The following is a 17,743-nucleotide window of genomic DNA, read 5'->3' as shown; positions in this document are numbered from 1 at the left end:
TCTCCTCCGAAGTGTGGTATGCAGCTTAACGATTCCACTACGATCGAGTTTGATCTATTATGCTTTGTTTTTTTGAAATGCCATAAAACTTAAAAATTTGTCAAATTTAGATCCGTTGATGGCAAAATTAGGTCGATCGCCTTCACCACAATCTTGACGGCGTGGGAGAATGTAGCGGGTAGACTGCTAGGACTTAGTTTAATCAAGGTGGTTCTGAATGACCGAGAAACAAACCAGAACTTTACCGGCACAGCCAGCCCTCTGCCGGATTTTAGATGCAAATCTAGATCGATCGCGCGAAGGGTTGAGAATTATTGAAGAATGGTGCAGGTTTGGTCTCAACAGCGCCGATTTAGCTGGCGAGTGCAAGCAACTGCGTCAGGAATTGGCTTTTTGGCACACCGCAGAATTACGCAGCGCTAGGGATACGCCTGCCGATCCGGGGACGGAGTTGACTCACCCGCAGGAAGAACAGCGTTCGAGCATCCAGCAGCTACTGACGGCGAATTTTTGTCGGGTGGAAGAAGCTCTGCGGGTACTGGAAGAGTACGGCAAAGTTTACGATCCAAATATGGGCAAAGCTTTTAAGCAGATGCGCTATCGGGTGTATACTCTCGAAAGCGATTTGTTGGCTTATCGACGCTACCAGCAGTTACTTCGATCGCAGTTATACCTCGTAACTTCGCCCATAGACAACTTGTTAGCAGTTGTAGAAGCTGCTTTGCAAGGCGGACTGACTTTAGTGCAGTACCGCGACAAAACCTCGGACGATGGCGTAAAGTTAGCAAATGTGCGGAAACTGTGCGAACTTTGTCACCGCTACGATGCTTTGCTGATTGTGAACGATCGCGTAGATTTGGCGATCGCAGCGGATGCGGACGGCGTACACTTAGGACAGCAAGATTTGCCTGTGGCGGAAGCGCGCAAGTTGCTGGGGCCCGGACGCATCATCGGTAGTTCGACGACGAATGCTCAGGAAATGCAGCGAGCGATTGATGCAGGAGCCGATTATATTGGAGTTGGGCCGGTTTACGAAACTCCGACAAAGGCGAACAAACAGGCCGCAGGTTTGGACTACGTGCGGTATGCTGCTAATAAGTCTCCGGTTCCTTGGTTTGCGATCGGCGGAATTGATATCAACAACCTCGATCAAGTATTGAATGCCGGAGCCCAAAGAGTTGCGACAGTGCGGGCTATTATGGAAGCAGAACAACCTACTTTAGTCACGCAATTCTTCATCTCGCAGTTGATTAGGATGCAGAATCTAAAAGCTCAGAAAGCTTTGCAGGCGAAAACCTAGGTTAATTGGCGATCGAAAATAAGGTAATTTCAACCGTCTTATCTTCAACCCGCGGAGGCGGGTTTTGTTTATGTAGACGCGGTTTCAACCGCCGAGTCTTCTTATTGAAATATAATTTTGTTACCCAACCCGCTGATGATATTTGAATGATGACAAATCAAATCGCCTTGCAAATTAACGGAGAAAATCGCAATTGTGCGATCGAAACACCTCTACCAGAATTATTAAAACAATTAGGTTTAAATCCGCGATTGCTGGCTGTAGAGTACAACGGCGAAATTCTGCACAAACAATTTTGGGAAACCACGCAGATGCAAGAAGGCGACATCTTAGAAATCGTGACAATTGTCGGAGGAGGCTAGCCACAAAGCGAGCGAATCATAAAAAATCCCTTAGTATCCAAATTATACATCTCTCTCTTCTCTTCCTCTGTGTTCTCTGTGGCCTCTGCGGTTAAATCATTCCGAATTTCTCACAAAACTTGTCTACCAAACACAACATCCCCGACTTCTTAAAGAAGTCAGGGATATTCGTATATTGAGATAGAAAATCAGGAAGCAAGGCCTCTAGACGTGCGTTCCCAAGCAGAGCCGAGGAACGAAGAAACTATCCAAAATTAAACTGCGACAGCTTCAGCCACAGGTGCAACCACAGGATAAATGCTAACTTTCTTGCGAGTTTTGCCCTTTCTTTCAAAAGTCACAACACCATCAACCAAAGCAAACAAAGTATCATCTCTACCGATACCAACATTATTACCAGGATGAACCTTAGTGCCGCGTTGGCGAATCAAAATGTTGCCAGCCTTAACAACTTGACCGCCATACTTTTTGACACCCAAACGCTGGGAATTAGAATCGCGACCGTTGCGCGTACTACCTGTACCTTTCTTGTGGGCCATAGTATCCTCAAAGTGTATTTACTATTGTTTATTCTGACTCAGATTCGCCGGATTGGGGAGTTTCAACAACTGGTTGAGTCAAATCTCTCGCTGCCAAAACAACACCATTGACTGTAATAGAGTCAATCATAAACCGAGTTGTTTCTTGACGGTGGCCTTTTTTCTTCCGAGTTTTCTTTTTCGGCTTCATCTTGTAGACAAGGACTTTGCGGCCCCGGAAATGCCGGAGTACAGTACCTTCTACAGTGGCATTTTCTACGAGAGGCTGACCGATGTGAACATCATCTTCGTGCTGGATCAGAAATACTTTGTCGATCGTGACTTTTGATTCAGCTTCCACGTGAAGCAGTTCGATATCGTAGAAGCGGCCTGGTTCTACCCGAAATTGTTTGCCGCCAGTTTCAATGATTGCGTAAGTCATGGGATGGTTGTTGAGATTGCCGTACAGGTAGCTGGTTAGTCATGAGTCATTGGTCGTTGTGGACTTTTGACTGTGGACTGTTTTGCAGCTTTTGGAATGTCTTAACCTGATCCGAGCCGGATTTAGACAGACAATCTACAACTATCGCTGATTTGGGGATTTTTGTCAAGCGATCGCGTGCAGGATATTTTCTGATTTAGGAATTACGCATCAAAACCAAAGAAACCGGGTTTTTGCGGGTTTTGTCGCCTGTAACAAAAAATCTCGGAAAAAACCCGGTTTCTGATTTAGGACTTACGCATCAAAACCAAAGAAACCGGGTTTTTGCGGGTTTTGTCGGCTGTAACAAAAAATCTCGGAAAAAACCCGGTTTCTGAGTCCCCGTGCGTAAGTCATATTTTATTTTTTATGGAATGCTTAGAATGTTGAATGTAGATTCATGAAATACTCTCTTCCCACCCACAGCAGGTAAAAATGGCAAATCGCATATGGAAATTATTAACGACTGATATCAAAGAACTATATTCTACCGAAGCAGCCGAGGGAATCGGAGAAGCTGGGAAAGCAGCCGCAGAATTAGCAAAAATGTTCAAAGAACAAGGGCTAGACAATAGCAACTTGTTGCTAGAGGTTTTGAACTCTCCCTTAGCTCAAGTTGTGGGAACTGGATTGCCATTTGTCGGGATTGCGGCGAAACTACTGGCGGTTTATATCGAAAAAACTCAACAGCAGCCGACTTTAGCTGAGTGCATTTTCCTCGCCAGTCAGGCGGCTTATCTGGAAAGTTTTAATAATCTTCTTAACGAAAACAATATTCTGTTAAATCGCATCGGGCAAACTCCGGCTTCCGAGCAAATTAAGCAATTAATTAAAAAAATAGAGGATTTTGAACTTAGCGATAGTGAAGCTAAAAAAACTGTGCTTTGCTTCCGCGATTCGCTGTTGGCGAAGGAATTTAACCAAGTGCTATTAGAACGGCTGCAAGAAGCCGGACTAGAAACCGATGAAGCTAAAATTCTGACAGAAAGAGTAGCTGCTAATACTCACCGCTATTTCATCGAAGTCTGGGCAGTTTCCGGCGATGCAATCAAACATCTCGGACAGCCTTCTTTTCGCGAGTGGCAGCAAGCACAGGAAAAATATCAAAGCATTGATGACTACTTGGAAGAACAAATCGCCTCAAAACCGAAAGAAAAAGTATTTGCAGAAGATTTTACGTTTCAAGATATCTACGTACCGCTGAAGGCAAAACCAATTGATAAAAATGGCAAAGTCGATCGAGATGCCGAAGCATTTGATTTAGAAACTTGGGCAGAAAACTTACTGGCAGATGAAAATAAACAAGATAAAGTAATGTTTGTCGAAGCTGGGCCAGGACGTGGCAAAAGCGTTTTTTGTCGGATGTTTGCTGACAGGGTACGACAACATTTGCATCCTGTTTGGACGCCCGTGTTAATCCGATTGCGAGATATACCCACATTGCAGAAGAGTTTTCGAGAAACGCTCAAAGAGGCAGTTAATGCGGGTTTTGCTAGCGATGACGACTGGTTGACGGATCGAAATACGCGATATTTGTTTTTATTGGATGGCTTTGACGAGTTGTTGATGGAGGGGAGAAGCTGTGGCGGTTTAGAGCAATTCCTCAAACAAGTAGGGCAATTTCAGCGGGATTGTCAGAAAAATTTGGAAATGAGACACCGAGTTTTGATTACTGGCAGAACTTTAGCTTTGCAAGGAATTGAAAGGCAAATGCCGGACAATCTGGAGCGAGTCGAAATTCAGGTGATGGATGACGAACTACAGCAGCAGTGGCTAAGGAATTGGGCTGCCCAATTTGGTGCTGAAAAAACCTCAGTTTTGAAGCAGTTTTTGCAACACAAACGCTGTCCAGAACAGGTGAAATCAGACTTAGCGCGAGAACCGCTATTGCTTTATCTGTTAGCAGCGATGCACCGGGATGAAAAGTTAAAAGTTGAGGATTTTCAAGGAACTAACAGCACTCAAGCAAAAATATTGATTTATAACCAAGCTGTGAATTGGGTACTAACAGAACAGCGGTCTAAATTGCTCAATCGTGATTTGACAGAATTGGAAACAGAGGATTTGCGACGCATCCTGACAGAAGCAGGGTTGTGCGTGGTGCAGTCGGGGGGAGAATGTGCTCCCTTCGCGATGATTGAGGAACGATTGAAAGCAGATGAATCGGTTAAATCCTTACTTGAAGACGCACAAAAACGGATTGGCGATAATCCCCTGAGAAATGCTTTGGCGGTTTTTTATCTTCAGCAAGGTAGCAAAGAAGGTTCTGTGGAGTTTGTACACAAGAGTTTTGGTGAATTTTTGTGTGCGGAACGATTGAAAGAAAGTTTGGAAGAGTGGACGGAACCCGGAAAGAAAGGAAGAGGATTTAATACTAAAGACGATGATATGGCATGGGAGATTTATGATTTGTTGGGTTATGGAGGGCTGACGGTAGAAATTGTGGAATATTTGATGGGGTTGTTGACAACTCCGGCTAGTGCAGGAGAATCAAGTAAGTTTCGGCCTGTGCAGTTATTCCAGCGTCTGGAAGATTTTTATCTGCGGTGGTGCGAAGGGGAATTTATTGATATGCTGCCGGAAAGTTTGCCTCAAAAGAAGCTGCGGCTGCTGCGAGGACAATTGAAAACTCAAGAACTGGGGCAGCGACAAATAGATATTTACGCTGGTTTGAATGTGATGATTTTGCTGTTGGAGTTGCACCGTTACGGTCAGGAGAGAGATGAATTGAAAGACAAAATGGTGTTTTATCCTTGTGGGAAACCTAATGCTGAAGGTAAGCTTGACGATGCAACTCGCTTGTTGCGTATCATCGGCTATAGCAGTTGTGTTGGGACTTTTGGCTTTGTCCAAACAGTTGGGATATTTCTCAACGACGCAAACCTTTTCGGCGCAAATCTCATCGGCGCAGATTTCTTTGAGGTAGACCTCAGTGGTGCAAACCTCAGCAATGCAAACCTCAACCACGCAACCCTCAGATACGCACAACTTAGGCGCACAAACCTCAGCGATGCATGCTGCAATGCAGACCTCAGCGGTGCAGACCTCAGCAGCGCAAACCTCAGTGGTGCAAACCTCAGCGGTGCAAACCTCAACGGTGCATACCTCAGCGACGCATACCTCAGCGACGCATACCTCAGCGGTGCAGACCTCAGTAGTGCAGACCTAAGCGGCGCATACCTCAGCCACGCAGACCTCAGCAGCGCAGACCTCAGAGGCGCAGACCTCAGAGGCGCATATCTCAGCAGCGCAGACCTCAGCGGCGCAAACCTCAGCGGAAGTTTTGCCGATGTCAAATGGAACGAAAATACAAATTGGGAAAATGTTCGAGGTTTAGCCGAAGCCGTTAACGTCCCAGAAGCGTTAAGGCGACACTTAGGAATACAGTAGAAACATTTTTCAAGGCTGTGCGTGCGCTTCTTTGAAGTAGCCCGCACTTCCCCTGAAAATACACTAAAATTCTGTCCATCCCATCAGCGTTGATCCGCGTTCATCCACTGACATCTGCGGTCAAAAATTCCAAACAACTAATTTGCTTCCCCAACCAATAGGATACCGAAGCAACCGAAAACAATAGGAAACGAAGATAGAGTTCCTTGTCGGGCGGACATCTTACCCGCCCCGCAAAAGCCGATATAAAGTAATAAGATTCAGTTAAGACTGTCCAGTCGAAAAAACGATGTGAAACATAGATGCTGCGATTGCTTCGCTAAGAGCTCGCAATGACAAAAAAAGTTAACCCAAGCGTATTGCGATATATCGCTCTTCATTCAAGCAGTCACAGAACATCCGCTACTTCGTAACAATTCTAAAGCCTGGTGTCTTACCCGACCTTCCATCACCTCTTTTTGCAAGGTAATAAAAGCATCAAAATCTTCTAAACCGTACTTAGTCATCTGCAACTGCTGTCGCAACATTTCCTCGGCCTCAACCGTTAAATAACCCGTTTCCAAAGCTTTTCGGACAATTGTACTGATTAAACTCATAGTCGTTCACCCTGAAGACACGCACGTTATCAACAATGTAGTTTTATCGCTAGACTAACACTACATTTAGTTTGTTTCATTATTACGTATAAATAGGGTTAAATCTACCTTAAGGCGTACTTGAACGTAGTAGCTTTTGATACACAAAGCTCACTCTATAGTGGAGTTGATAAGTATATTTACTCCGTATCTAACAACAGCCGCCATTCTCTGATAGAAAAAGGAGGAACCAGCAACCCAACTTCTTTTTCACCTTTCACAGGTAAACTCAACCGCAAAGGTTGATTGCTTTCCAATTGTGTAATTATTGATTTAAAATTGTATTCTCCGACATTAATCGGCAACTCTGACTCGCTCCAAATATCATTGGCTTTGCCAATTTCGCGACTTCCGGCAGCAACAGTCAGGGGGACAGAGTGCTGCAATTCGGTTCCGGGAAATCCTACTAATCTCAGATTAAATGAGTTGACTAATCCTGACTGTACTCGCTTATACAAAACAACTTGCCACGCTTTATCGTTCGTGTCGCGGAGGCTTTGTACCGAGCGGAACATTACTCTGTCTGCTGTTTCTGGATATTTGTGAATTGAGGCGAAAGCGGGCGGGCTGATAGCTAGGATTAGATAGAAGCACAGGCTAATGATAGTTAAAGTTTTGCGCCAACAAGTATGGTTTTTCATATAATACCTCCATGATTCATAATTACTTTGCTTATTTTGATCCGAGAAGTTGTAGGGTGTGTCGCCATGAAAAATTCATAACTAAATATGACAATCTGATAGCGACGCACCTGCATAATTGCGAGGTTATGCAAACAAAATAAATGATGCCATTTATAAAAAGTCTTGCTAACAAAAATGACTTTGTTTTCACGGGTATCATGTATAAGGTGCGTCGCCGTGAAATTGTCGATTGAATGCAGGTATTTTTCATGGCGACACACCCTACAAATACTAAGGTGCGTCGCCGTGAAATTGTCGATTGAATGCAGGCATTTTTGATGGCGACACACCCTACAAATACTATTTCCAGTCGGTTTCGGCTTGGGATAGCACGTAGCCGGAGACATCGATAATTTGTTGTTCGGACAAACGAGCTTTGTAAGCGGGCATGATATTTTTACCGTTGGTTACTAAGTTGGAAATATTGGTGATGGAATCCATGCCGTATTTTTTTAAGGCTTTTTGTTTCAAGTTTTTGCCTCGTCTGATGATGTTGCTACCGTTGATGTGACAGCCTGCACAGTTGATGCTGAAGACTTCGGCGGCGGTGGCGGTGGCAGGTGTTGTTGCTGGATCTGCGATCGCACTTTGGGAGTTAGTTGCGATTTCTGCAAAGGCTAGTGTCAGTATTAATAGGGTGGTGGCAAGAAGTTTTTTGAATTTAGTTAGCAAAATCATTGATTTACAGGTCAAGCGATCGTGTTTGACTTGATGATATCACTAAATACATATTTGAGATTAATATCGTTTCTGGTTGGAATGGAATTATTTAACCACAGAGGACGCAGAGAACGCAGAGGGAGATGAGAGAGAGAGCAATAATTCCAACATAACTCTTCAGTCGGTTTTAACCGACTTTAGCTATGAGGCAGGGGTTTAAACCCCTGCCGGACTGCGGGTACTGCGACAGATTAAGCTAAACTGTTAACCAACAGTATTCGTGATTCATTCTTCCCAGTCGAAGGTGCGGGAAACTGCTTTTTTCCAAAAGCGGTATTTTTGCTCGCGAAGTGCGATCGACATTTGCGGTTCCCAAGTACAATCGACAGCCCAATTATCCCGCAATTCGGCTAGTTTGCTCCAAAAACTCACGGCCAAACCAGCCGCATAAGCAGCACCCAAGGCGGTAGTTTCCGCTACCACGGGCCGCACCACAGGCACTCCCAAAACATCGCTCTGAAACTGCATCAGCGTGTGATTTTCCACCATCCCACCGTCTACTTTTAAGGATAAAAGCTGCACCGCAGAATCCTGATTCATCGCATCCAATACTTCGCGCGTTTGCCATGCTGTCGCTTCCAATACTGCGCGCGCAATGTGTGCCTTAGTCGCGTAGCGAGTTAAACCTGCAATTACTCCCCTGGCGCTATCTTGCCAATAGGGCGCGTAGAGTCCAGAAAAGGCGGGGACAATGTAAACTCCGCCGCTATCTGCGACGGTATTTGCTAATGTTTCTACTTCCGCAGATGTCTTGATGATACCCAAGTTGTCTCGCAGCCACTGTACTAATGCTCCGGCGATCGCAATACTGCCTTCTAGAGCATACACAGCGGGCGATTCTCCCATCTTGTAGGCGACTGTTGTCAGTAATCCTTGCTTTGAAGGGACGATCGCCTCACCGGTATTCAGCAGCATAAAACAGCCCGTACCGTAAGTATTTTTCGCCTCGCCGACACTGAAACAAGTTTGCCCGACCAAAGCGGCCTGCTGATCTCCCAAAGCAGCAGCAATTGGAACACCATCTAACAATCCTTGTGCAGTCCCAAAAACGTGACTCGAAGGACAAATTTCCGGCAACATCTGGCGGGGAATTCCCATGATTTCCAAAGTTTCGGCATCCCAATCGAGGGTTTGCAAATCCATCAGCATTGTGCGGCTGGCGTTGGTAACGTCGGTAACGTGCGCGCCGCCGGTGAGATGCCAAATTAGAAAAGCATCGACATTGCCAAAAATCGCATCACCTCGAATTGCCGATTCCCGCAATCCTGCAATATTGTCCAGCATCCATTTAATTTTTGGGCCGCTGAAATAAGTTGCTAGTGGCAAACCGGAGCGATCGCGAAATCGGTCTTTGCCGCCAACTTCTGCTAAGCTATTACAAATTTGGTGAGTGCGAGTATCTTGCCAAACAATCGCATTTCCGTAGGATTTGCCTGTGCTTTTGTCCCAAACAATTGTAGTTTCCCGCTGGTTGGTAATACCGAGGGCTGCAATATCTTTAGTATCGATATTGCCGATTTCCAGGGTATTTTTAATTACGCTTTGGGTGCGCTGCCAAATTTCCTCGGGATTGTGTTCAACCCATCCAGGCTGCGGATAAATCTGCTGGTGTTCTTGTTGGTTGCTGCAAATTATCTGTCCCAGGCGATCGAATATGATAAATCGAGTGCTTGTGGTTCCTTGATCGATCGCAGCTACGTATTTTCCCATCTTTTATAAACCTTTTATTGATCATTGACCAATTAGATATTTTTTAATAAATATTCCATGTTTGAATTATTTTTTCTCTTTCACAATCATCTACTTGTGGTAAACCTTTACCAAGTGCATATTCCATTTCCGGTGAGAGTATGATATCTGAATTACGATCGATCTTTATATTTTGCTCTACTTGCTCTTTTGTTAAAATGCCCTTGAGTATATAGATTGATAAGATTTCAAGAACAAGCTGACAAGCTTGATAAGGAATAGAAGTCAATTTAAACCCTGGCTGATGAATATATTTACCTCCATTATCGTGCTGATACATATAACGAATCGGATTGTCATCTCGCTGAGCAGCCTCTAAATCATTGGTCTGCTTTCGACCGGGGTAAACTTGTACAGCTTTTTTCAGCTTAAGGTTTTCCAGTTCATTAACCCAGGGAATCCATTGAGATATGTCTTGCTTTATAGCTGTCATTACCTCTTCTTCTGTCTTCCCTAGGATTTTTTCTATTTGCTGAAACCATTTTTGAGGGAGATATTGTTGAGATTCATCTACTGGAAAATATAACTGATCATGGTTGTAGTACAATCCCGAAAAAATAGCTAGAATATCGGTTCCAACTTTAATAACTCCTCCATATTGACCCCGAATCATGATAGTGCTTGAAAAATTGTTGATAATGTTAGGTATTTGCAATTTCAGAGCGGAAGAAATCTTATACAATCCATAAATTTTAAATTTCACTAAATTACCTTCTGTCTGGTGTTTGCTTTGCTTTGAAGGAATAGGAATTTCTAAACTTTTTGCATAACCAACATTAATTACTGTATCAAAGTCAAGAATCTTATTAGAATTTATTGTCAGTTCAAATCCTCGATCGTTAATGGCGACATTAGTAACTTTTTGGGAATAACTAACATTCAATAATTCCTGCTTAGACAAAAGCTCAAGGAGTTTAATCATGTGGCAAGCAAATTCACCAATATTTAATACAGATTGTTTAATTTGAACTGCTCCAGCAAAAACTCCCTTTTCAGTTTTCAACCAACTTTCTCGATCGACACCAACCTTTTCACCTAATAAATGTTTTAAATCCTGTTCATTCATGATTCTTACCAGGTCTTCTGGTTGCCCCAAAAAACAATCTTCAGGATGTTTAATTAAATGTTGCCTATAAAACTTGACTAATTGATCGGCAACCTCTTTAAATGTCACTCCCTGTTTGTAGATGGCGGTATTTTCTTGTTGATTAGGAACTAAATAATTAACACGATCATCTCCAAAAACATAAGGTGGCATGAGTTTTCTAAACAAAATCCCTTGTTTTAACAGCAAATCTAAAGTTTTTGCGTGTCCACCATAAACAAAATGATGTAAAATTCCTGTATTATTAATTGAAGCACTTTTACTGTTAAAAGGTCTTGATTCAGCTTCAAATAGAGTAATATTAGCAATTCCTAATTTGGCTAGAAAACAGGCTATTGATACTCCCATTGCACCAGCTCCAATAATTGCTATTTTTTGTTTTTGTTCGGACGGGACATTAAAAACAGTATTTAGCATATTTTTTTGATTATGTACAATTTTTAGCTTAATTGGTATTCCTATCTGTCTTTTTCTTGCGATGAGGCGGAGCTTCCGATTAACTGGTTTCCAATCTCTGCGTGGAAACCAGTTAATTAGTTAAAATTAAACTACAATTATTACATAACTTCACCCTCGATTTCACCAAATTCGATTTTAGTTCCCACGGCTAATGTTAGAGTGCTTTCAGGTTCAATCATTTTCATGTCACCTTGACTGTCTGTCGCCCACCAAGAACGATCGCCCAAATTGGTCAATCCCAATGATAGCTCGTTTGGCGATCGAAAATTCACCACCGCTACCACACCGTTAGATGCCGTAGTCGTTAAACTCGGAATGTCAGAAGTGAATAGCTGAGTGCCCGCAGCTAGAGGAATAACTCGACTTCCTAATTTAAGCAAAAATTCACCGCTACTAAAAGCATTGGCTGGGGATGGTTGTGATAAAATAGTCGGCGTAGTCTGAGCAGAATTAGTAACCGGCAAGTCTGAGTTACCAACTGTAATTGTACAGTTGCCAATTCTCTTTTGATCGCCCTATCGCAAATAGCTCACCGCCCCGCCATCAAAATTCTCGCAAACAATTTGTCCCGCTTCCAAATGAAACCGCATTGCTAAGGGCGCAACATGAGGAATGTAGATAATAGACAAATTTTCATCGCTACCAAAAGTCACCGGTTCCGCCCCAATAGTCAGAGTGCGATTGGTTCCAGTATCGTAACTAATTACCAGCCAAGCTTTGTTAAACAAAGTTTCGGCCACAACTAGCATAATTCCAATCCAAAAGCCGATCGCAGCACAGCCAGCTAAACGCCCCGCCGTCCCGGATAAAGTATAAGCAAACAAAATAAACAAACAACCGCCCAACAAGCCTCCGACACCGCCGCCACCCATTCCGCGCATGGTTCCTAAATTAGGAATGCGTTTGGAAAGTCCAAGCCCTAACAAACCGCCAGCTATTCCCCAGCAAATCACTCGCAATATTTCGTTTTCGCCGTCACCAATCCCGCTAAAAATACCTTCGGCTATCGCGCCAGAAATTGCCCCGAATATGATACCAAACAATCCGCCATTTTTTAAAGATTGTTTGATTTGTGGCTTGCCTTTGATATAGTAATAATAGCCGAACATAATTGCCGTAGCAATGCCGCCACCTACCAATCCAAACCAGCGAGATGTGGACAATACACTGTCAAAAACAGATGTTGAATCGTTGAGATGGTGCATGAAAGGTTCGGTGATGAGATTGCCGGCGAAACCGCCGACAGCACCGCTAATCCCAAACTGCAAAGCTTTCTTAATGGCTGATAGATTTCTTTTCACGGCGCACCTGGTTACAAAGTGAGAGTCGATCGATTTTAGATTTTGGATTTTGGATTTTGGATTTGAGATTGATTACATGAGTCTAGGAATTTGTACCTAAATCTCAAATTTTGCGTTAGCGTGCGATCGATTTTGGATTTGAGATTGATTACATGAGTCTGGGAATTTGTCCTAAATCTCAAATTTTGCGTTAGCGTGCGATCGATTTTGGATTTGAGATTGATTACATGAGTCTGGGAATTTGTACCTAAATCTCAAATTTTGCGTTAGCGTGCGATCGCAAGTCGGAAAATTGCATCCGTTTCTGGACGAGAGATCCGAGTTAAATTTAGCTACAAGCTTAAAAGTCACCATTTCCGATTCGCACCTGTCGCCCCTCTATCTCTCACCTGTCTCTAGCACCAGGTTCCCACACAGAAATGTTTGAGCCTCACGCCGCCACCTTGGGGACACACATCTGAAGAGTCGATGGCTGTAAACCTTGCTGAGATGAGACTTGAGCGATTTTAAGACTTTGAATTTTTAATGACTCAGACCCCACCGAGGGCCCAAAAATGAAAATAAATGTTACAAACTATTACGGTAACACTCAGAATGTGAACATAATGCCTCAAAATACTTGCGAGAGGTAGTTGCGTTAGAGAAGCAATATTCTGACTAACTGCCGGACAGTCACTCGATCGCCACTTAACCGATCTGCTGCAATCTCGATCGTAGATTAAAGATCGCATCAATCATTTGTGGTATTCTAAGCGACAGGCTCAGTGCGAGCACTCACAACCGCACCGGCGTGAAGAACGAGCGCCGTTAAACAGCGAAGGCAGACACCCGCTAACAACTTCAACAGTTGCAGGCTGTGGAAAGTCCACCCTTCCCCGTCAAAGCTCCTGCCACCAGCGAAGCGAAAGGTACGGGATGAAAGCGCCCGCCGTCGCCCGTTCAACGCGGAGCAGTTCGCAATAGCAAAATATCCAGCGGGTACACACAAGATGAGTATCGTCACCAAATCAATCGTCAACGCAGACGCTGAAGCTCGTTACCTGAGCCCAGGCGAATTAGATCGGATCAAGAGCTTCGTCACCTCTGGTGAACGTCGCGTCCGCATCGCCCAAATTTTGAGCGAATCCCGCGAACGCATCGTCAAGACAGCAGGCGACCAACTTTTCCAAAAGCGCCCTGATGTTGTTTCTCCCGGCGGCAACGCTTACGGCGAAGAAATGACCGCAACTTGCTTGCGCGACTTGGACTACTACCTGCGTTTGATCACCTACGGAATCGTAGCTGGCGACATTACTCCGATCGAAGAAATCGGTATTGTTGGCGTCCGCGAAATGTACAACTCTCTCGGAACCCCGATTGCAGCAGTTGCCGAAGGCGTCCGCGCTATGAAGAATGCAGCTTCTTCGTTGCTGTCTGGAGAAGATGCTTCCGAAGCTTCCTCCTACTTCGACTACGTTATCGGTGCGATGCAGTAAGGAATTTAGGTTTTTGATTATAGATTTTTGATGGAACAATCGAGGGTTACTGACAACAAGCCAATAGCTTTTGCAGATAATCAACTACTTGTAAATCTCAAATCCCCAATCCCAAATCTCAAATTCTCGCTCCAAAATTGGACTGACTCAGCCACTTTCTAGGAAACAAGACAACCATGCAAGACGCAATTACCGCCGTAATCAATTCCTCTGACGTTCAAGGTAAGTACCTCGACATCAGCGCATTAGACAAGCTCAAGAACTACTTCGCTTCTGGTGAACTGCGCGTCCGCGCCGCTACCGCCATCAGCGCCAATGCAGCCACAATCGTCAAAGAAGCAGTTGCTAAGTCTCTGTTGTACTCAGACGTAACTCGTCCCGGCGGCAATATGTACACCACTCGTCGTTATGCAGCTTGCATCCGCGACTTGGACTACTACCTTCGCTACGCCACCTACGCCATGCTAGCTGGCGATCCTTCCATCCTCGACGAGCGCGTGCTCAACGGTTTGAAAGAAACCTACAACTCCTTGGGCGTGCCCATCGGTTCTACCGTACAAGCAATCCAAGCAATGAAAGAAGTCACCGCCGGTTTGGTCGGTTCTGACGCTGGTAAAGAAATGGGCGTCTATTTCGACTACATCTGCTCTGGCTTGAGCTAAATCTAAGGCAGAAGGAAGAAGTTCGGCAACGGATTCTGTAACGGATGTGACAGATGTAACAGATGTAACGGATTTCAGTCCGATGGAAGTCGGAAGAAGGAAAAAGGAAGAAGGAAGAAGGAAGAAGGAAGAAGGAAGAAGATTTATTTCTTACCCCTTTTAACTCTTAACTTTTAACTTTTAACTTTTAACTTTTAACTTTGGACTTGTTACCTTTAGCTTTGAAAGAAGTCAGGGAAATTGAGAGTGATTGCTAGACCGTCAAAGGCCAGTCGAGAAAGCCCGACGAGTTTTAACGAGCTAGTTTTGACTCCTAACTCCCTGACTTCAATCTTTTTAAAATCCATCTAAAAATCTGTAAACCTACTCAGGAGTTTGTTTCCCATGAGAATGTTTAAAGTGACTGCTTGCGTCCCCAGCCAAACTCGCATCCGCACTCAGCGCGAATTGCAAAATACCTATTTTACTAAGCTGGTTCCCTATGACAACTGGTTCCGGGAACAGCAAAGAATTATGAAAATGGGCGGCAGAATTATTAAAGTGCAACTGGCTACCGGTAAGCCCGGAGCTAATACTGGCTTACTTTAAAATCCGAGAATGGATTGATAGAGGGCAAGAGGTCGATCGCGACCTCTTTTTTGTTTGTTATGATTTTAGTTAGGCTGTTCCACATTAAAATTGGATATTTGAGGCGATGCTCAAAGCCCACCCCACAAGAGGTTGATTATTTCTTGATGTGCAATTTAAATGCTAATTAGCTGATAAGACTTATCCACTCGCCCACAAATAAACCGGGTTTTTAAATCGACATTGAGAGTTTTAAGCAAATATTTGGCTAAAAAATCCGGTTTTTGACCACAGCGAATTAAGCTGGCGTGCATCTGATGTTTACAATTTTGTTTCTTGAAATTATTGTGGGGTGGGCTTTGAGCAGCGCCCCAAAATTAAATTCAAATGCACAACAGCTTAGACTAATAACTAATGACTAATAACTAATGACTAATGACCTTCGACGCTTCATTCCATTTTTTGACCCCAGCGCGTCGCAATGGGCTGCGGAGGCCCGATGGCTGCGGTGGCTGACTTTTTTGTGGCTGTTTGTAGGGCTGACGGCTTTGTTCTCGGCTTCCTATCCCATTGCCAATTCCGAATTGGGAGACGGCCTTTACTATTTTAAACGGCAACTAATCGCAGTGGCGATCGGGCTGGCGGGCTTTAACTTAATGGTTTACTCTCCCCTGCGTTACCTGATGAAAACAGCTCAGTTGGGAATTCTGGTGCTGCTGGGAGTGCTCTGGTTGACGTTAATTCCGGGAGTGGGAACCACAGTCAACGGCGCAACTCGCTGGATATCTCTGGGCCCGGTGCCGATTATTCAACCTTCAGAGTTGATTAAACCGTTTTTCGTTCTGCAAAGCGCCCGCATTTTCGGCAATTGGCCTCGATTGACGAATAAAGTTCGGTTTACTTGGCTGTTAATTTTCGGTGCGATGCTGTTGGGCATTTTGTTGCAGCCGAACTTGAGTACGACGGCTTTGTGCGGGATGACTTTGTGGCTGGTGGCTTTGGCGGCGGGCTTGCCTTACTTGCAGTTGGGTGCAACGGCTGTAGGGGGAATGCTGTTGGCGGTTTTAAGTATTAGTTTTAAGGAATATCAGCGCCGCCGGATTATGTCTTTTCTCAATCCTTGGGCTGATGCGATGCAGGATGGTTATCAGTTGGTTCAAAGTCTTCTGGCTGTGGGTTCTGGCGGGATTTGGGGCGTTGGTTTCGGGATGTCGCAGCAAAAGTTATTTTATTTGCCGATTCAGTACAGCGATTTTATTTTTGCTGTGTTTGCTGAGGAGTTTGGTTTGGTGGGAGGTTTCTCGCTGTTACTGATGTTGGCGGCTTACGCTACGGTGGCTTTGAGGGTGGCGATGCGGGCGCGGAATGCTGAGTCTCAGTTGGTGGCGATTGGGGTGATGGTGGTGATGGTGGGACAGTCGCTGCTGAATATTGGGGTGGCGACGGGGGTTTTGCCGACTACGGGTTTGCCGCTGCCGTTTTTTAGTTACGGCGGCTCTTCGATGGTGGCGAGTTTTTTGTTGTCGGGGTTGCTGATTCGGGTGGCTAGGGAGAGCTCTGAGGCTGAGGTGGTTTCTCTGGATGGCCGCCGGGGACAGCCGGGAAAGCCGAAGTTGCGATCGACCAACGGCAACACACAAACCGAGTAGTTTGTCAATATTATGTCGGTTTCAGAAAGAAGAAGACTCGGCGGTTGAAACCGCGTCGATACATACAAAACCCGCCTCCGCGGGTTGAAGAATGCGCGATGAAAATTACGTTATTTTCTTCATTTTCTTTACACTGCGGAGGCAGACTTTGTTTGACTTTCTGGCGGTTGAAACCGCCGTGGGATCTGCTTTGTTTGACTTTCTGGCGGTTGAAACCGCCGTGGGATCTGCTTTGTTTGACTTTCTGGCGGTTGAAACCGCAGTCTTCGTTTGTGTAGACGCGATTTCAACCGCCGTCTTATCTGCGATTTCAACCGCCGTCTTATCTATTTCCGCCCGTCGCCCTTATTGGGCGGTTCTTCTTGCTGTTCTTGAGGCTTAGCTGTGATGTCAATTAATTCTTTTTTGTCTGGTTTTGGTGTTTCTGGAGTTGAGTTAGCCATTGAATTTTTCCCTAAATAGATGCACCACTTAATTATATCTTTTATGACTGCAAAAATATTGCTGTAGAGAGCGGGAGGAACAGCAACACCAATAATTCTCATCCAGCGGGATATGAGCTTTAATATTAGACAGGGTTATCTAGATGCAAATCCCTTTCGCTTGCTATAGGGATTGAGGGTGGCAGCCAAACAAATCAAAGGTGACACAAAAACACCGTTGTTAAAAATTAAATGCCGCGCCATC

General features: G+C 44.6%; 18 protein-coding genes. 8 read left to right on the top strand and 10 right to left on the bottom strand.

The window, feature by feature from the left end; all coding sequences use genetic code 11:
• Positions 1 to 217: 217 nt before the first annotated feature.
• Together QZW47_RS01485 and thiS are read left to right on the top strand one after the other, a co-directional pair.
• Positions 218 to 1,300, top strand: a complete 1,083-nt coding sequence (locus QZW47_RS01485; protein WP_293122649.1) for a thiamine phosphate synthase — start codon at positions 218 to 220, stop codon at positions 1,298 to 1,300.
• Positions 1,301 to 1,449: 149 nt separating this feature from the next.
• Positions 1,450 to 1,662, top strand: coding sequence for a sulfur carrier protein ThiS (thiS, locus tag QZW47_RS01480; RefSeq protein WP_293123382.1), 213 nt, complete (start codon positions 1,450 to 1,452; stop codon positions 1,660 to 1,662).
• Positions 1,663 to 1,916: 254 nt separating this feature from the next.
• Here the strand turns inward: thiS and rpmA are convergent, their stop codons facing one another.
• Entirely contained in the window at positions 1,917 to 2,201 is a 285-nt protein-coding gene (rpmA, locus tag QZW47_RS01475) for a 50S ribosomal protein L27 (RefSeq protein WP_293122646.1), read from the bottom strand.
• A 28-nt stretch (positions 2,202 to 2,229) separates the two neighbouring features.
• Positions 2,230 to 2,622 (bottom strand): 50S ribosomal protein L21, encoded by a 393-nt coding sequence (gene rplU / locus QZW47_RS01470; protein WP_293122643.1) that lies wholly within the window; start codon positions 2,620 to 2,622, stop codon positions 2,230 to 2,232.
• 474 nt (positions 2,623 to 3,096) lie between these two features.
• On the opposite strand from rplU, the gene QZW47_RS01465 reads away from it, so the two are divergent.
• Positions 3,097 to 6,051 carry a pentapeptide repeat-containing protein gene (locus QZW47_RS01465; RefSeq protein WP_293122640.1) on the top strand — a complete coding sequence of 985 codons (2,955 nt, stop codon included), beginning with the start codon at positions 3,097 to 3,099 and terminating at the stop codon, positions 6,049 to 6,051.
• A 380-nt stretch (positions 6,052 to 6,431) separates the two neighbouring features.
• Here the strand turns inward: QZW47_RS01465 and QZW47_RS01460 are convergent, their stop codons facing one another.
• The 7 genes from QZW47_RS01460 to QZW47_RS01430 all read right to left on the bottom strand — a co-directional run bounded on the left by QZW47_RS01460 (position 6,432) and on the right by QZW47_RS01430 (position 12,703).
• The gene (locus tag QZW47_RS01460; RefSeq protein ID WP_293122637.1) at positions 6,432 to 6,647 is read right to left on the bottom strand and encodes a hypothetical protein; all 216 of its coding nucleotides are present in this window, start codon (positions 6,645 to 6,647) and stop codon (positions 6,432 to 6,434) included.
• A 179-nt stretch (positions 6,648 to 6,826) separates the two neighbouring features.
• Entirely contained in the window at positions 6,827 to 7,327 is a 501-nt protein-coding gene (locus QZW47_RS01455) for a DUF3122 domain-containing protein (RefSeq protein ID WP_293122634.1), read from the bottom strand.
• A 342-nt stretch (positions 7,328 to 7,669) separates the two neighbouring features.
• Complete coding sequence (locus tag QZW47_RS01450) at positions 7,670 to 8,047, bottom strand: c-type cytochrome (RefSeq protein ID WP_293122631.1); 378 nt, start codon at positions 8,045 to 8,047, stop codon at positions 7,670 to 7,672.
• 267 nt (positions 8,048 to 8,314) lie between these two features.
• On the bottom strand, positions 8,315 to 9,799 hold the full coding sequence (gene glpK / locus QZW47_RS01445) for a glycerol kinase GlpK (RefSeq protein ID WP_293122628.1): 1,485 nt from the start codon (positions 9,797 to 9,799) through the stop codon (positions 8,315 to 8,317).
• Between the two features lie 43 nt (positions 9,800 to 9,842).
• The gene (locus tag QZW47_RS01440) at positions 9,843 to 11,360 is read right to left on the bottom strand and encodes an FAD-dependent oxidoreductase (RefSeq protein ID WP_293122626.1); all 1,518 of its coding nucleotides are present in this window, start codon (positions 11,358 to 11,360) and stop codon (positions 9,843 to 9,845) included.
• A 140-nt stretch (positions 11,361 to 11,500) separates the two neighbouring features.
• Positions 11,501 to 11,866 carry a hypothetical protein gene (locus QZW47_RS01435; protein ID WP_293122624.1) on the bottom strand — a complete coding sequence of 122 codons (366 nt, stop codon included), beginning with the start codon at positions 11,864 to 11,866 and terminating at the stop codon, positions 11,501 to 11,503.
• Between the two features lie 51 nt (positions 11,867 to 11,917).
• Positions 11,918 to 12,703 carry a hypothetical protein gene (locus QZW47_RS01430; RefSeq protein WP_293122621.1) on the bottom strand — a complete coding sequence of 262 codons (786 nt, stop codon included), beginning with the start codon at positions 12,701 to 12,703 and terminating at the stop codon, positions 11,918 to 11,920.
• A gap of 989 nt (positions 12,704 to 13,692) precedes the next feature.
• Between QZW47_RS01430 and apcA the strand changes: the two genes are divergently transcribed.
• From apcA to QZW47_RS01405, 5 genes are all read left to right on the top strand, one after another.
• The gene (apcA, locus tag QZW47_RS01425) at positions 13,693 to 14,178 is read left to right on the top strand and encodes an allophycocyanin subunit alpha (protein WP_265234273.1); all 486 of its coding nucleotides are present in this window, start codon (positions 13,693 to 13,695) and stop codon (positions 14,176 to 14,178) included.
• Between the two features lie 176 nt (positions 14,179 to 14,354).
• Positions 14,355 to 14,840, top strand: a complete 486-nt coding sequence (apcB, locus tag QZW47_RS01420; protein WP_006634930.1) for an allophycocyanin subunit beta — start codon at positions 14,355 to 14,357, stop codon at positions 14,838 to 14,840.
• Between the two features lie 384 nt (positions 14,841 to 15,224).
• Positions 15,225 to 15,428 (top strand): phycobilisome linker polypeptide, encoded by a 204-nt coding sequence (locus QZW47_RS01415; RefSeq protein WP_006634929.1) that lies wholly within the window; start codon positions 15,225 to 15,227, stop codon positions 15,426 to 15,428.
• A 407-nt stretch (positions 15,429 to 15,835) separates the two neighbouring features.
• On the top strand, positions 15,836 to 17,056 hold the full coding sequence (locus QZW47_RS01410; RefSeq protein ID WP_293122605.1) for an FtsW/RodA/SpoVE family cell cycle protein: 1,221 nt from the start codon (positions 15,836 to 15,838) through the stop codon (positions 17,054 to 17,056).
• A gap of 91 nt (positions 17,057 to 17,147) precedes the next feature.
• Positions 17,148 to 17,438, top strand: a complete 291-nt coding sequence (locus QZW47_RS01405) for a hypothetical protein (RefSeq protein WP_293122602.1) — start codon at positions 17,148 to 17,150, stop codon at positions 17,436 to 17,438.
• Here the strand turns inward: QZW47_RS01405 and QZW47_RS01400 are convergent.
• A complete protein-coding gene (locus tag QZW47_RS01400; RefSeq protein WP_293122600.1) occupies positions 17,383 to 17,601 on the bottom strand; it encodes a hypothetical protein in 219 nt (72 codons plus the stop codon). The genes QZW47_RS01405 and QZW47_RS01400 overlap by 56 nt on opposite strands.
• Between the last annotated feature and the right edge of the window lie 142 nt (positions 17,602 to 17,743).

It is taken from the genome of Microcoleus sp. bin38.metabat.b11b12b14.051, from assembly GCF_013299165.1.
In the GTDB taxonomy this organism is placed as follows: domain Bacteria; phylum Cyanobacteriota; class Cyanobacteriia; order Cyanobacteriales; family Microcoleaceae; genus Microcoleus.
The sequence above is the reverse complement of the archived record's forward strand: the minus strand, read 5'-3'. Positions and strand labels throughout refer to the sequence as shown.